The 15,020-nt window shown below is 57.0% G+C and carries 11 protein-coding genes; 7 read left to right on the forward strand and 4 right to left on the reverse strand.

Translation table 11 applies throughout. The annotated features are described in order from the left end of the window. Positions 1 to 166 precede the first annotated feature (166 nt). Positions 167 to 1,243, forward strand: coding sequence for an aminopeptidase (locus tag ACMGG1_RS20440; protein WP_130016198.1), 1,077 nt, complete (start codon positions 167 to 169; stop codon positions 1,241 to 1,243). A gap of 61 nt (positions 1,244 to 1,304) precedes the next feature. Here the strand turns inward: ACMGG1_RS20440 and ACMGG1_RS20445 are convergent, their stop codons facing one another. From ACMGG1_RS20445 to cysJ, 3 genes are all read right to left on the reverse strand, one after another. After that, complete coding sequence (locus tag ACMGG1_RS20445) at positions 1,305 to 2,039, reverse strand: phosphoadenylyl-sulfate reductase (RefSeq protein WP_020825257.1); 735 nt, start codon at positions 2,037 to 2,039, stop codon at positions 1,305 to 1,307. Positions 2,040 to 2,109: 70 nt separating this feature from the next. Then, entirely contained in the window at positions 2,110 to 3,825 is a 1,716-nt protein-coding gene (cysI, locus tag ACMGG1_RS20450) for an assimilatory sulfite reductase (NADPH) hemoprotein subunit (protein WP_046374493.1), read from the reverse strand. Then, a complete protein-coding gene (cysJ, locus tag ACMGG1_RS20455) occupies positions 3,825 to 5,624 on the reverse strand; it encodes an NADPH-dependent assimilatory sulfite reductase flavoprotein subunit (RefSeq protein ID WP_414160981.1) in 1,800 nt (599 codons plus the stop codon). Before cysJ ends, cysI begins: the two co-directional genes overlap by 1 nt. 437 nt (positions 5,625 to 6,061) lie before the next feature. Between cysJ and queD the strand changes: the two genes are divergently transcribed. Further along, on the forward strand, positions 6,062 to 6,421 hold the full coding sequence (gene queD, locus ACMGG1_RS20460) for a 6-carboxytetrahydropterin synthase QueD (protein ID WP_262244749.1): 360 nt from the start codon (positions 6,062 to 6,064) through the stop codon (positions 6,419 to 6,421). A 29-nt stretch (positions 6,422 to 6,450) separates the two neighbouring features. Here queD and queE read toward each other — a convergent pair whose 3' ends face one another. Next, complete coding sequence (queE, locus tag ACMGG1_RS20465; RefSeq protein ID WP_115060067.1) at positions 6,451 to 7,122, reverse strand: 7-carboxy-7-deazaguanine synthase QueE; 672 nt, start codon at positions 7,120 to 7,122, stop codon at positions 6,451 to 6,453. Positions 7,123 to 7,443: 321 nt separating this feature from the next. Here queE and ACMGG1_RS20470 point away from each other — a divergent pair, with 321 nt between their 5' ends. From ACMGG1_RS20470 to ACMGG1_RS20490, 5 genes are all read left to right on the forward strand, one after another. After that, a complete protein-coding gene (locus tag ACMGG1_RS20470) occupies positions 7,444 to 8,790 on the forward strand; it encodes an MFS transporter (protein ID WP_414160982.1) in 1,347 nt (448 codons plus the stop codon). A 463-nt stretch (positions 8,791 to 9,253) separates the two neighbouring features. Continuing rightward, positions 9,254 to 10,945: a urocanate hydratase gene (gene hutU / locus ACMGG1_RS20475; protein WP_044554208.1), complete on the forward strand. Its 1,692-nt coding sequence runs from the start codon at positions 9,254 to 9,256 to the stop codon at positions 10,943 to 10,945. Continuing rightward, on the forward strand, positions 10,942 to 12,477 hold the full coding sequence (gene hutH, locus ACMGG1_RS20480; protein WP_128864992.1) for a histidine ammonia-lyase: 1,536 nt from the start codon (positions 10,942 to 10,944) through the stop codon (positions 12,475 to 12,477). The genes hutU and hutH overlap by 4 nt, the downstream gene beginning before the upstream one ends. A 100-nt stretch (positions 12,478 to 12,577) precedes the next feature. Further along, positions 12,578 to 13,969, forward strand: a complete 1,392-nt coding sequence (locus tag ACMGG1_RS20485; RefSeq protein WP_142815880.1) for an amino acid permease — start codon at positions 12,578 to 12,580, stop codon at positions 13,967 to 13,969. A 52-nt stretch (positions 13,970 to 14,021) separates the two neighbouring features. Continuing rightward, positions 14,022 to 14,987 carry an ABC transporter substrate-binding protein gene (locus tag ACMGG1_RS20490; RefSeq protein ID WP_048762946.1) on the forward strand — a complete coding sequence of 322 codons (966 nt, stop codon included), beginning with the start codon at positions 14,022 to 14,024 and terminating at the stop codon, positions 14,985 to 14,987. Positions 14,988 to 15,020: the final 33 nt, after the last annotated feature.

Raw genomic sequence — 15,020 nt, forward strand, 5'->3', positions numbered from 1 at the left:
GAATATAGACCGCAGCACACGGCTTAACCGGCGATAATTGCGACTAAGGTTTGCGCATTTACGCCAAATTTAAGAGCGGGAGAAATTGTTTAATCTTGCCGACCGTCTCATACTGGACACCGCAAAAATAATCGGTCTCGTCGATATCAAAGAAGGATTTTTCGGTATGTTTTCCCGCTTTTACCTGAAAACCGGCCTGCTGGTGGCAGCGCTCGGCGGTGTTTTCAGCGTTTCTGCCGCCACTCAGCCCGCAAAAGAGGCCCCGATGGGCAAATTCGCCGCCGAGCAGACTCGCCACATCGCCACTTATTTTCCTGGCCGCATGGCCGGTAGCCCGGCGGAATTGCTCACCGCAGACTATCTGAAACAGCAGTTCAGCAAGATGGGGTATCAGAGCGATATCCGCAGTTTCAACACCCGCTATCTGTACACCAGTAAAGACGGCAAGAAGAACTGGAATAACATCACCGCCAGCTCGGTGATCGCCGCTAAAAATGGCAGCCTTCCTCAGCAGATTCTGGTCGTGGCGCATTTCGATACCTACACGCCGCGAAGCGACGCCGATCTGGACAACAATCTCGGCGGCTTGACGCTGCAGGGCGTCGACGACAATGCCTCTGGCGTCGGCGTGATGCTGGAACTGGCGGAACGCCTTAAGAACATCCCCACCGCTTACGGCCTGCGCTTTGTCGCCACCAGCGCCGAAGAACTGGGTTCGCTGGGCGCGCAGAACTACCTGCAGCGCATGAGCGACGAAGAGAAACGCAATACCCTACTGGTGATTAACCTCGACAGCCTGATTACCGGCGATCGCCTGTATTTCAACGCCGGTCTCAATACGCCGCCAAAGCTGGCGAAACAGAGCCGCGATCGCGCACTGGATATTGCCCACCGCTACGGCATCGCTGCCGCCACCAACCCGGGGAGCAAAGCACACCCGAAAGGCACCGGCTGCTGTTCCGATCAGGAAGTGTTTGATAAAGCAGGCATCCCGGTGCTGTCGGTCGAAGCCACCAACTGGTCACTGGGCGATAAAGATGGTTATCAGCAACGCGCCGTGAGCCCGCACTTCCCGCAGGGCATCACCTGGCATCGCCCGCAGTACGATAACCTGCAATATCTGGAACGCAATCTGCCAGGGCGTATCGACAAGCGCAGCCGCGAGAGCGTGCAGATTTTGCTGCCGCTGATGAAAGAACTGGCTCAGGCGCACCCACCCAAAGCACAAAAACAGAAAAAGTAGTCTCTCTGAAAACGCCAAGGGCCCAGCGAATGCTGAGCCCTTTGACGATGTTGATACGTGATTAGCCTTCGTGCAGGCCACACTCACGCTTCAGGCCAAAGAAACGGGTTTCTTCTTCACTCATGCCTGGTTCCCACTTCTGCGTGGTGTGAGTGTCCCCCACTGACAGATAGCCTTGTTCCCACAGCGGGTGATAACTGAGGCCGTGCTCGGTCAGGTATTGATAAATCTTGCGGTTGTCCCAGTCGATAATCGGCAGGATCTTGAACACCCCACGTTGCACCGCCAGTACCGGCAGATTGGCGCGGCTGCCGGATTGTTCGCGGCGCAGGCCAGCGAACCAGGTTTGCCCGCCCAGAGTTTCCAATGCGCGGTTCATCGGCTCAACCTTGTTGATCAGGTTATATTTTTCGATACCTTCAACGCCCTGCTCCCACAGTTTCCCGTAGCGAGCCTCCTGCCAGGCGGGCGACTGCTCGGCACGAAACACCTGCAGGTTCAGCTTCAGTTTGTCGACCAGCTGATCGATAAACTGATAGGTTTCCGGGAACAGATAGCCGGTATCGGTGAGGATCACCGGAATGTCCGGTTTGATCCGCGTAACCAAATGCAGACATACCGCTGCCTGAATGCCGAAACTTGAAGAGAGCACAAACTCACCGGGCAGATGTTCCAGCGCCCATTCCACGCGTTGCTCGGCGGAAAGCGTTTCCAACTGGCCATTAACTACCGCCAGTGCCAACGCCTGCCCAGACTTGGGCAGCGCATTCAGCGCCGCCAGATCGAATTCAGCCATGTTGCCAGCCTCCTGATGCTTGAATCATACCGCGCGGATCGGCCCCCGGTGAAAGCGGGGCCAAACGGCGTCAGTCCCAGAAATCCTGCGCCGAATCAATTACCGGCTTGACCACCCCGGCGCGAATAGTGAAATCACCGAAGCCTTCGCCCGCGTTACGCTCTGTGGCCCAGCGGCCCACCAGTTGGTCAATCTCTCGCAGAATTTCTTCTTCGTTGATATTTTCACGGTACATGCGCGGAATACGCGTACCTTCCCGGTTGCCACCCAAATGCAGGTTATAGCGGCCAACCGCTTTACCGACCAGGCCAATCTCCGCCAACAGCGCGCGGCCACAGCCGTTCGGACAGCCAGTAATGCGCAATACGATGTGCTCGTCACCCACACCGTGGCTATGCAGGATCCCTTCCACTTTAGTGACGAACGCCGGCAGAAAACGCTCGGCCTCCGCCATCGCCAATGGGCAGGTCGGGAAGGATACGCAGGCCATCGAGTTTTGACGCTGCACGCTGACCCCGTCGTCGATCAATCCGTGTTCACGAGCGATCGCTTCGATCTTCGCCTTCTCGCTTTCCGGTACGCCGGCAACGATCAGGTTCTGGTTGGCCGTCAGACGGAAATCCCCTTTGTGGATCCTGGCGATCTCGGCAACGCCGGTTTTCAACGGGCGTCCCGGATAGTCCAGAAGACGGCCATTCTCGATAAACAGCGTCAGGTGCCACTGGTTATCAATGCCTTTAACCCAACCAATGCGATCGCCGCGGCCGGTAAATTCGTACGGGCGGATCGGTTCAAAGGTGATACCGGCCCGTTTTTCCACTTCGGCACGGAAGGTATCAACCCCAACGCGTTCCAGCGTGTATTTGGTTTTGGCGTTCTTGCGATCGGTACGGTTACCCCAGTCGCGCTGAGTGGTTACCACCGCTTCGGCGACCGCCAGCGTATGCTCCAGCGGGATATAGCCAAATTCGCTGGCCTTGCGCGCATAGGTTTTCTTGTTGCCGTGTTCAATCGACAGGCCGCCGCCTACCAGCAGGTTAAAGCCCACCAGCTTGCCGTTTTTGGCAATCGCGACAAAGTTCATGTCGTTGGCGTGCAGATCGACGTCGTTTTGCGGTGGGATCACCACCGTGGTTTTGAATTTGCGCGGCAGATAAGTCGCCCCGAGGATCGGTTCTTCGTCGGTGGTCGCCACTTTTTCCTGATCCAGCCACACTTCAGCATAGGCGCGGGTACGCGGCAGCAGATGTTCGGAGATCTTTTTCGCCCACTCGTAGGCTTCCTGGTGCAGCTCGGACTCCACCGGGTTAGAGGTGCAAAGCACGTTGCGGTTGACGTCGTTAGCCGTAGCCAGCGCGTCCAATCCCAGACGACCCAACAGCTGGTGAACCGGCTTAACGTTGCCCTTCACAATGCCATGGAACTGGAAAGTCTGACGGTTGGTGATGCGGATGCTGCCGTACAGCGTGCTTTCCTGCGCGAATTTATCAATGCCCAGCCACTGCTGTGGGGAGATAATCCCCCCCGGCAGACGGCAACGCAGCATCATGGCGTGGCGCGGTTCCAGCTTCTGTTCGGCGCGTTCGGCGCGGATATCACGGTCGTCCTGCTGGTACATTCCGTGGAAGCGGATCAGCAGGAAGTTGTCACCGTTAAAACCGCCGGTCAGGCCGTCTTTCAAGTCTTCGGCGATGGTGCCGCGCAGGAAGTTACTTTCTTTCTTCAAACGCTCGGCATCGGCCAATTTGCCTTCGACCACCAGAGGCCCCGGGTGTTTATCACTCATCAGTAGACATCTCGCTGATAACGGCGCTCAAGGCGCAGCTCACTTAAAAATTCATCCGCCAGCTCGGTATCCATGCCACCGTGCTCGGCCACCAGTTCCAGTAATGTGTTTTCCACGTCTTTTGCCATGCGGTTCGCATCGCCACAGACGTAAATGTGCGCGCCTTCCTGGATCCAACGCCACACTTCCGCGCCCTGTTCGCGCAGTTTGTCCTGGACATAGACTTTATGCTGCTGGTCGCGTGACCAGGCCAGATCGATGCGAGTCAGCAGGCCATCTTTCACATAGCGCTGCCATTCGACCTGATACAAAAAGTCTTCAGTAAAGTGCGGGTTGCCGAAGAACAACCAGTTCTTGCCGCCGGCACCGTCAGCATCACGCTGTTGCATAAAGGCGCGGAACGGCGCAATGCCCGTGCCTGGCCCAATCATGATCACCGGAGTTTCCGGGTTGGCCGGCAGGCGGAAATTGTCGTTATGTTCGATGAACACCCGCACGTCACCATCTTCTTCCAGCCGATCGGCCAGGAAACTGGAGGCACCGCCTGCGCGGGCGCGCCCTTCGATGTCGTAACGCACCACGCCGACGGTCACGTGCACTTCGTTTTCAGTTTCGGCTTGCGACGAGGCAATGGAATACAGGCGCGGCGTCAACGGACGCAGCAGGCCAATCAACTGCTCGGCGTTAAGATCGGCTGGCGCCTGTCGCACCATGTCGACAATCGGCGTGTTGTGCGCGTAATGCTGCAGCGCGGCTTTATCCGCTAACAAACCAATCAGCTTCTCGTCGCGCGACAGAGCCGCGTATTTATCGACGATTAGCGTGGTGTTCTGCGTCAGTTCAAAATGGCTGCGTAACGCTTGCGAAAGCGGCAAGGTTTTTCCTTCCACTTCCACCGGTTCGTCGCCCTTCAGCCACAGCAGTTGCACCAGTTCATCCACCAGCGCCGGGTCGTTATCGAACCACACGCCCAGCGCATCGCCCGGTTGGTAACGCAGACCAGAATCACCCAGGTCGATTTCAATATGGCGCACGTCTTTGTCTGAGGCGCGGCCGGTAATTTTTTGCTTCACTGCCAGTTGTGCGGTCAGCGGCTGTTCTTTGCTGTACGGGCTGCTGTCGATCAGGTCAATCGCACCGCTGGCCAGCACGCCCGGTGCGGCATTTTCAGCCGGGGCGCGCGCTTTCAACACCTCCACCACCTGATTACGCCAGGCGGTAGCCAGCTCTTGATATTCCACGTCGGCATCTACCCGCTCGACCAGACGCTCAGCACCCAGTTCGGCCAGTTTGCCGTCGAAATCTTTACCCGACTGACAGAAGTTTTCGTAGGAAGTGTCCCCCAGGCCAAAGACCGCAAACGCGGTTTCGTTAAGCTTCGGCGCTTTCTTGGAGAACAGGAATTTATGCAGGGCAACCGCCTCTTCCGCCGGCTCACCTTCCCCTTGGGTGGAGGCGACGATCACCAGCAGACGTTCCTGGGCAATTTGCTTGAATTTGTAGTCGCCGGCGTTAACCAGCGTGACGCTCAGCTTGGCGGCCAACAGATCGTCGCGCAATTGTTCCGCCAGGCGGCGAGCATTGCCGGTCTGCGAGGCGGAAATCAGCGTGATGCTGGCGGCAGCGGCGGCAGGCGGCGCAATGGCTACCGCACCAGGCTGTTGATTAACCATTCCCCAGAAATAACCTGACAGCCACGCCAGCTGCGTCGGTGAATATTCACCAATCGCCGCCTGCAGGCGCGCCAGCTGTTCGGGTGTCAGCGGGAGCATCGATGTTGGAGGAGCCTGAGTCGTCATTGCAGTACTTATTTCCTATACTTGGCACCTATCCAGCCAGGTGCTCGCCAGTGTCAGTCGCTGTCTTTTCGTTCAGTCTGCGGTCCTGAAAAGATCAGGAGAGTTTGTAAGGTTACCGAGCACAATAGCAACGATTAAATAAGGGATAGCAATAATTAATAACCAAAATGACTAAGCTGTTTTTCTGGTAACGGATAGTGCTTAAAGCGCTAAGCAGAGATTTTTATCGCCCTGAAAATAAAGCTGTTTTTTTAACGTTATTTGAATGAATCGCATTTACCACTCATTACCCCAACCGATAGGTCCAGTCGCTACCAAACAAAAAAAGTGTTAACCGTGCATTGTCCACAGCAGCGGTAGACCATAGCGGTATAAATGGCAAGCAGGCTCCGTTTCCGGTAAACTTCGGCGGTTTTTGAGTCAATGAGGCCGTAATAATGGCAACCACGCTGTTTAAAGATTTTCAGTTTGAAGCCGCACACCGTTTGCCGCACGTACCTGAGGGCCATAAATGTGGCCGTCTGCACGGGCATTCGTTTATGGTGCGTCTGGAAGTAACCGGTGAAGTGGATGCACATACCGGTTGGGTGATGGATTTCGCCGAGCTTAAATCCGTGTTCTCCCCTATTTGGGAGCGCCTGGATCACCATTATCTGAACGATATTCCAGGATTGGAAAATCCCACCAGCGAAGTGCTTGCCGCCTGGATCTGGCAACAGCTCAAACCCCAGTTGCCGGAGCTGACTGCGGTGATGGTGAAAGAAACCTGTACCGCGGGATGCGTGTATAAAGGTTAAAGAAAGGGCGCCCAATGGCGCCCTGAATTTTATGCGATGTTCAGATATTTATGGGTCTGCATCGACAGGCGCCAGTTGCGCGCAATGCAGGTTTCGATGCACAGGCGAGTCGCCTCTTCCTTCTGGCTGATCGGCTGCAGCGCGATAATACGCGGCTTCTCATCATGCAGCGTCGCCAGCAGCGCATCCAATGCTTCGATATCACGCTCACGCCCAACCGGGTGCTTCACTTCATCAGCGCGCTGCAAAGCCTGATCCAACACCTTCATGCCGCCGCGCATATTCACCTTGGGGGATACCGTCACCCAGGTTTTCGCCGAACACCGGATTTCGTGGGTGCCGCTGGTCTCAATCTGGCAGCCGTAGCCGTTGTCTTCCAGCAACTGGGTCAGCGGAGTCAGATCATAGATGCAGGGCTCGCCGCCGGTGATTACCACGTGGCGTGCGGTATAACCCTGTTGACGCATCACCGCCAACAGCTGCTCGGCGTTGGCGCTGCCCCAGGCGTCGCTCTCTTCGGTTTTCACCAGGATCCGCTGCATATCGACTTCCCGATTGGCTTCCTTTTCCCAGGTATGTTTGGTGTCGCACCAGCTGCATCCTACCGGGCAGCCCTGCAAGCGAATAAAGATGGCTGGAACGCCGGTGAAAAAGCCTTCGCCCTGCAAGGTTTGGAACATTTCATTAATCGGGTACTGCATCGGTTTCTCAATCTGGAAAGGTAAAAAGGGATTATCGCAGATTCCAGCCCGGCGACCAAACGGGCGAAATTGTATTAAATTTTATCCTACCCGCCTTCGCCAGCGTATCTCACCGGCTATCCGCTTCATTTTATTTGCTTACTGAGCAATCTCCTTGTGTTTACGATGTAATCTGCTTCGCAAAAACAACATTTATTTAACGCATAAGATAAATATATTTGACATAAAGCGCCTGCGCGCAGATGTATAGACAGGCAAGCACAAGCCGGGCATCAGTTCCGGCGATTTATCCACACAATCACATCTGCGTTAGAGGTTGCCATGGCTCATTCCACCGAGTTGAATATTCAGCAGGCCATCGATGACAGCAAATTTTCGCTGTTTCACTGGACCTTGATCATTTTGGGATTCCTGATCCTGGCCATTGATGGCTTTGACACGGCGGCCATGGGGTATATCGCTCCTTCGGTCGCCAAAGACTGGGGCATTGTTAAACAGGATCTGGGCCCGGTGCTGAGCGCCGCGCTGCTGGGCCTGTCCCTTGGCGCTCTGGTCGCCGGACCGATTTCCGATCGTATCGGCCGCAAACGGGTGCTGGTGTTTTCTTGTCTGTTCTTCGGCCTGTCGAGCCTGGCTACCGCCTACGCTGGCTCGCTCAATAGCCTGACGCTGTGGCGCTTCCTCACCGGCCTGGGATTAGGGGCGGCGATGCCGAACGCCATCACGCTGATTTCCGAATATGCGCCACAACGCTGCCGTTCCCTGGCGATTAACACCATGTACTGCGGCTTCCCGCTGGGTGCGGCCGGCGGTGGTGCGATTTCGTCTTGGCTGATCCCGGCGTATGGCTGGCATAGCGTGCTGTTGCTGGGGGCGATCGCTCCGTTGGCGCTGACGGTATTGTTGATCCTGTTCCTGCCGGAATCGGTGAAATACATGGTGAACCGCGGTAAGGATGCGGCAAAAATCAAACGTATTGCCCAGCGTTTTGTCAGCCAGAATCTCGATAACGTGACGCGCTTTTATCTGTATGAAGAGAAATTGGCACAGTCCAAAACCAGCGTCGGCCTGTTGTTCACCCGCCCTTATCTGACTGGCACGCTGATGCTGTGGCTGACGTACTTTATGGGCCTGGTAATTTATTACGTGCTGCTGAGCTGGATGCCGATCCTGATGCAGGGACTGGGCTATCAACTGGAGCAGTCGGCCATTTTGACCTCGCTGTTCACCTTCGGCGGCACGCTTGGCATTCTGGTGGCCGGCTGGCTGATGGACCGCTGGAACGCCCATAAGGTGGTGTCGAGCGGCTTTGTCATTACCGCCCTGCTGATTGTGGCAATGGCGACCGAGGACAGCCATATCGTGCTGCTGGGTACCTTTATCTTCCTGATGGGCATCACCATGAACGGTGCGCAATCCGGTCTGCAAACGCTGGCGGCCACCTTCTACCCGACCCACAGTCGCGCAACCGGCATAGCCTGGATGCAGGGCATCGGCCGCTTTGGCGGCGTGGCGGGCACCATGATGGGGGCACAGTTGCTGGCCATGCAATGGGAAGTGCAGAGCATTTTGATGTTCCTGTGCGTGCCAGCGCTGATCGCCGCCATCGCTACAGTTTTCAAAATGACCCGAAGCGCGACGCTGCGACCGGCTGACAAACCCGTATAAGGGCTAAACCGGTAGGGGTCGAACATGTTCGACCCGATTTAACCCATTGATTATGCTATTGGGCGCAGCATGCGGCGCCCCTACCACAAAACAACACAGCACTCTGTCAACGGCTTCACCCCCTCCAGCGATAGGACTTTTTTATCGCTCGCCCTAACTTGTAATGGGTATGTAAATTTATTGTGATTAGCCGCTCAAAAATGACCCATTTTTAATTCATTTTTGTTGAATAGCTCACTGTTCTTCAGTGCGAGCCTAATAGCTCAGGCGTCAAAACGAAAACTATCGCATTGATTTAAAACAAAAATAACTTTCCCTTATGCCTTTTTAGCCGCTCACTGGTCGGTGTTGCATATGCTTGTACATACAAGTATATGTTAATAAACCCTACGCATTGTTATGGCGTGGTGATTCACCCCACCGCACCATGGGATCTGCACCGATACTGTTTGAGGAAAATGCTGTGACTGCAAATAACAAAGTTCGCAATGTCGATGTACGCGCGCCACGCGGCACAAAATTAAATGCAAAAAGCTGGCTGACCGAAGCGCCGTTGCGCATGCTGATGAACAACCTCGATCCGGAAGTGGCGGAAAACCCGCATGAGCTGGTGGTGTACGGCGGTATTGGCCGCGCCGCGCGTGACTGGGACTGCTACGACAAAATTGTCGCCACCCTGAAAACGTTGGAAGAAGACGAAACGCTGCTGGTTCAGTCCGGCAAACCGGTCGGGGTATTCAAAACCCACAGCAACGCGCCACGCGTACTGATTGCCAACTCTAACCTGGTGCCACATTGGGCCACCTGGGAACACTTTAACGAACTGGACGCCAAAGGCCTGGCCATGTACGGCCAAATGACCGCCGGCAGCTGGATCTATATCGGTAGCCAGGGCATCGTCCAGGGCACCTACGAGACCTTCGTGGAAGCGGGTCGCCAGCATTACGACGGCAGCCTGCAGGGCCGCTGGGTGCTGACCGCCGGTCTGGGCGGTATGGGCGGCGCGCAACCGCTGGCCGCTACGCTGGCAGGCGCCTGTTCACTGAACATCGAATGCCAACAAAGCCGTATCGATTTCCGTCTGAAGACCCGTTATGTCGATGAACAAGCGACAGATCTGGACGACGCGCTGGCTCGCATCAAGAAATACACCGCCGAAGGCAAAGCCATCTCCATCGCCCTGTGCGGCAATGCGGCAGACATTCTGCCAGAACTGGTGCGCCGCGGCGTGCGCCCGGACATGGTCACCGACCAGACCAGCGCCCACGATCCGCTGAACGGCTATCTGCCAAAAGGCTGGAGCTGGGAAGAGTATCGCGAACGTGCACAAACCGAACCTGCGCAGGTGGTGACCGCCGCCAAGCAGTCGATGGCTGAACACGTCGAAGCCATGTTGGCGTTCCAGAAAATGGGCGTACCGACCTTCGACTACGGCAACAACATTCGTCAGATGGCGAAAGAAATGGGCGTCAATAACGCCTTCGATTTCCCAGGCTTCGTGCCTGCCTATATCCGTCCGCTGTTCTGTCGCGGTATCGGCCCGTTCCGCTGGGCTGCACTGTCCGGCGATCCGCAAGACATCTACAAAACCGACGCCATGGTTAAAGAGCTGATCCCGGATGATGAACATCTGCATCGCTGGCTGGATATGGCGCGCGAACGCATCAGCTTCCAGGGCCTGCCGGCACGTATCTGTTGGGTCGGTCTGGGCCAGCGCGCCAAGCTGGGCCTGGCTTTCAACGAAATGGTACGCAGTGGCGAACTGTCCGCACCGATCGTGATCGGCCGTGACCATCTGGACTCCGGCTCGGTCGCCAGCCCGAACCGCGAAACCGAATCTATGCAGGACGGTTCGGACGCCGTTTCCGACTGGCCGCTGCTTAACGCCCTGCTCAATACCGCCAGCGGTGCGACCTGGGTTTCCCTGCACCACGGCGGTGGCGTCGGCATGGGCTTCTCGCAGCATTCCGGTATGGTTATCGTTTGTGACGGCACCGACGAAGCCGCCGAACGTATCGCCCGCGTGTTGCATAATGACCCTGCCACTGGTGTGATGCGTCATGCCGATGCCGGTTACGACATTGCGATTGAATGCGCCCGTGAGCAAGGTTTGAACCTGCCGATGGTGGCCGCGACTCAAGGAGACAAAGCATGAAAGCGCTGACTATCCGCCCAGGCCAACTGACTCTGGCTCAACTACGCGACGTTTATCAATACCCGGTGACCCTGACGTTGGACGACAATGCCTACGCCGCTATCCAGCAGAGCGTGGCCTGCGTTGAACGCATTGTCGAAGAAAACCGCACCACCTACGGCATCAATACCGGTTTCGGCCTGCTGGCGTCTACACGCATTGCACCTGAAGACCTGGAAAATCTGCAACGTTCGATCGTGTTGTCACATGCTGCTGGCGTTGGCGCGCCGACCGACGACAACCTGGTTCGCCTGATTATGGTGTTGAAGATCAACAGCCTGTCGCGCGGTTTCTCCGGCATCCGTCTGGAAGTGATCCAGGCGCTGATGGCCTTGGTCAACGCCGAAGTCTATCCGCATATCCCGCTGAAGGGCTCCGTGGGCGCCTCCGGCGATTTGGCTCCGCTGGCACACATGAGTCTGGTGCTGCTGGGCGAAGGCAAGGCCCGCTATCAAGGCGAATGGCTGCCTGCCACCGAGGCACTGGCCAAAGCAGGCCTGAAGCCGCTCACGCTGGCGGCCAAAGAAGGCCTGGCGCTGCTGAACGGCACCCAGGTTTCCGCCGCCTTCGCGCTGCGCGGCCTGTTTGACGCAGAAGACCTGTACGCCGCAGCCACGGTCACCGGCAGCCTGACGGTGGAAGCCGCTCTGGGTTCTCGCAGCCCGTTTGACGCACGTATTCACGCCGTACGCGGCCAACGTGGCCAGATCGATGCCGCCGCCGCTTACCGCCATCTGCTGGGCGAACGCAGCGAAGTGTCCGACTCGCATCGCAACTGCGAAAAGGTACAAGATCCCTACTCCCTGCGCTGCCAACCGCAGGTGATGGGTGCCTGCCTGACGCAGATCCGCCAGGCCAGCGAAGTGCTGGAGGTCGAAGCCAATGCGGTATCCGACAACCCATTGGTATTCGCAGAACAGGGCGATGTGCTGTCCGGCGGCAACTTCCACGCCGAACCGGTCGCGATGGCTGCCGACAATCTGGCGCTGGCATTTGCCGAAATCGGCTCGCTGTCCGAACGTCGTATCTCGCTGATGATGGATAAACACATGTCGCAACTGCCCCCATTCCTGGTGGACAACGGCGGCGTGAACTCCGGCTTTATGATTGCCCAGGTTACCGCCGCGGCACTGACCAGCGAAAACAAAGCGCTGGCGCATCCGGCCAGTGTCGACAGCATCCCGACCTCCGCCAACCAGGAAGACCATGTTTCCATGGCACCGGCTGCAGGACGCCGCCTGTGGGAAATGGCGGATAACGTGCGCGGTATTCTGGCCGTCGAATGGCTGGCGGCCTGCCAGGGATTGGATTTGCGCAAGGGCCTGAAAACCACCGAAAGTCTGGAGCAGGCACGCCGCGTGCTGCGCGAGCAAGTCAGTTACTATGACAAGGATCGTTTCTTCGCCCCCGACATTGAAGCTGCCAGCCTGCTGTTGGCAACCGGTCATCTGACCTCGCTGATGCCTGCGGCATTGCTGCCTAGCCAGGCATAAATAAAACCTACCACGCAGTTTGTTCTGTCCCACCGGGTGCGTTCCACCCGGTGCGGATAGCGCGTGCCTGTTCTGCCGTAAAAACTCGACGGGAAGCAACATGCATAACGAAACAAAACAACTCAGACGCGGACTAAACGCGCGGCATATCCGCTTTATGGCGCTCGGCTCGGCCATCGGCACCGGTCTGTTCTACGGCTCCGCCGGAGCCATCCAGTTGGCCGGTCCTGCGGTGCTGCTGGCTTATCTGGTCGGCGGCGCGGCGGTCTTTATGGTGATGCGCGCGCTGGGTGAAATGGCGGTGCATCAGCCGGTCTCCGGCTCCTTCGGTCATTATGCCAGCCATTACCTTGGCCCCTTGGCCGGTTTCCTCACCGGCTGGACCTATACCTTCGAAATGGTGATTGTTGCCCTGGCTGACGTCACCGCCTTCGGCATCTATATGGGGCTGTGGTTCCCGGACGTTGCCCAATGGGTGTGGGTACTCAGCATCATCATGTTCATCGGCGCGCTCAACCTGTGCAGCGTGAAAGTGTTCGGCGAAATGGAGTTCTGGCTGTCGTTGATCAAGGTGGCTGCAATCGTCGCGATGATCATCGGCGGCGCGGCGGTGATGCTGTTTGGCTTCGGTCAGACTCAGCATGCCACCGGCCTCAGCAACCTGTGGCAGCACGGTGGCTTTATGCCTAACGGCATCGGCGGCGTGGTTGCCTCGCTGGCGGTGGTGATGTTTGCCTTCGGCGGCATTGAGATCATCGGCATTACCGCCAGCGAGGCGAAAGACCCCGCGAAGGTGCTGCCGAAAGCGATCAATGCGGTACCGATTCGCATTCTGCTGTTCTACGTGCTGACGCTGCTGGTGCTGATGGCGATCTATCCCTGGAACAGCATCGGCCAAAACGGCAGCCCGTTTGTTGAGATCTTCAGCAATCTGGGGATCAGTTCCGCCGCCAACGTGCTGAATGTGGTGGTGATCACCGCCGCCATTTCCGCCATCAACAGCGATATCTTCGGTGCCGGCCGCATGATGTACGGCATGGCGCAGGAAGGTCAGGCACCCAAAAGCTTCACTCGCCTGACCGGTAACGGCGTGCCCTGGATGACGGTGCTGGTGATGTCCATTGCCCTGCTGTTGGGGGTGGTGCTCAATTACCTGATCCCAAAACAGGTGTTTATGATCATCGCCTCCATCGCCACCTTCGCCACCGTTTGGGTTTGGTTGATGATCCTGCTGTCACAAATTGCCATGCGCCGCACGCTGACGCCGCAAGAGGTCAGCAAGCTGAGCTTCCCGGTTCCCTGGTGGCCGGTCGCACCGGCACTGGCGACGATATTTATGCTGTTCGTCATCGGCCTGCTCGGTTACTTCGAAGACAGCCGCATTGCCCTGTACGTGGGGTTGGTGTGGGTAGCCTTCCTTACCCTGGCTTACTGGTTGTGGGTACGTAAAAAAGGCGGGGGTTCACCCGTCACGTCCTCACCACAGTATTAGTCTCACGAGCCCGCCGTTCCCGGGCTCTTCGTCATTAACGTGGAGTATCAACATGCAAACACGACACAAATTATGGATACCGCTGATCGCGCTCGGGCTGATGACAGGCAGCCTCTCCGCACGCGCAGCAGGCTGGTGCGAATCCGGTAAACCGGTCAAGTTCGCCGGACTGAACTGGGAAAGCGGCATGCTGCTGACCGACGTGATGCAATACGTACTGCAAAAGGGTTACGACTGTAAAACCGACGCGCTGCCGGGTAACTCCATCACCATGGAGCAGGCGGTCGGCACCAACGACATTCAGATTTTCGCCGAAGAGTGGATCGGCCGCAGTGAGGTCTGGAACAAGGCCGAGAAAGCGGGTAAAGCGGTCAGCGTCGGCGCCCCCATTGTCGGCGCAGTTGAAGGCTGGTACGTGCCACGTTATGTGATTGAAGGCGATGCCAAGCGTAAGTTGAAACCGCTGGCGCCGGATCTGAAAAGCATCCCGGATCTCGCCAAATACGTGCAGGTGTTTCGCGATCAGGAAGAGCCGGACAAAGGCCGCTTTTACAACTGCCCCGCCGGCTGGACCTGCGAACTGGACAACAGCGCGATCCTGAAAAAATTCAAGTTGGACGACAAATTCACCAACTTCCGCCCAGGCACCGGCCCTGCGCTGGATACCGCTATTCTTTCCAGCTACCGTCGCGGCGAACCTATCCTCTTCTACTATTGGTCCCCTACCCCGATCATGGGCCAGCTCGATCTGGTGAAACTGGAAGAACCGGGCGTGGACAAGAATATCCACATCAAGGTCGGCATTTCCAGCGTGTTTAACCAGCAGGCGCCTGAGCTGGTGCAGGTGTTGTCAAAAGTGAATCTGCCGCTCAGTCTGATTAATCAGAATCTGGCGCGCATGAGCAAGGAACGCATCAGCTCCCAGAAGCTGGCGCTGGAGTTCTTCAAGCAGCACCCGGATATCTGGAAACAGTGGGTCAGCGAAGACGCAGCGAAAAAAATTGAGGCTTCCTTGTAAGCGCTTTGGCATTCCGTGAACACCCACCCGTAA

Origin of the sequence: Serratia sp. BNK-12 (assembly GCF_047456085.1) — a bacterium.
GTDB lineage: Bacteria > Pseudomonadota > Gammaproteobacteria > Enterobacterales > Enterobacteriaceae > Serratia > Serratia liquefaciens.

Bases quoted from the DNA above. Each gene is read 5' to 3' on its own strand.
- ACMGG1_RS20440 (WP_130016198.1), top strand. From the start codon at position 167: ATGTTTTCCCGCTTTTACCTGAAAACCGGCCTGCTGGTGGCAGCGCTC.
- ACMGG1_RS20445 (WP_020825257.1), bottom strand. From the start codon at position 2,039: ATGGCTGAATTCGATCTGGCGGCGCTGAATGCGCTGCCCAAGTCTGGG.
- cysI (WP_046374493.1), bottom strand. From the start codon at position 3,825: ATGAGTGATAAACACCCGGGGCCTCTGGTGGTCGAAGGCAAATTGGCC.
- cysJ (WP_414160981.1), bottom strand. From the start codon at position 5,624: ATGACGACTCAGGCTCCTCCAACATCGATGCTCCCGCTGACACCCGAA.
- queD (WP_262244749.1), top strand. From the start codon at position 6,062: ATGGCAACCACGCTGTTTAAAGATTTTCAGTTTGAAGCCGCACACCGT.
- queE (WP_115060067.1), bottom strand. From the start codon at position 7,122: ATGCAGTACCCGATTAATGAAATGTTCCAAACCTTGCAGGGCGAAGGC.
- ACMGG1_RS20470 (WP_414160982.1), top strand. From the start codon at position 7,444: ATGGCTCATTCCACCGAGTTGAATATTCAGCAGGCCATCGATGACAGC.
- hutH (WP_128864992.1), top strand. From the start codon at position 10,942: ATGAAAGCGCTGACTATCCGCCCAGGCCAACTGACTCTGGCTCAACTA.
- ACMGG1_RS20485 (WP_142815880.1), top strand. From the start codon at position 12,578: ATGCATAACGAAACAAAACAACTCAGACGCGGACTAAACGCGCGGCAT.
- ACMGG1_RS20490 (WP_048762946.1), top strand. From the start codon at position 14,022: ATGCAAACACGACACAAATTATGGATACCGCTGATCGCGCTCGGGCTG.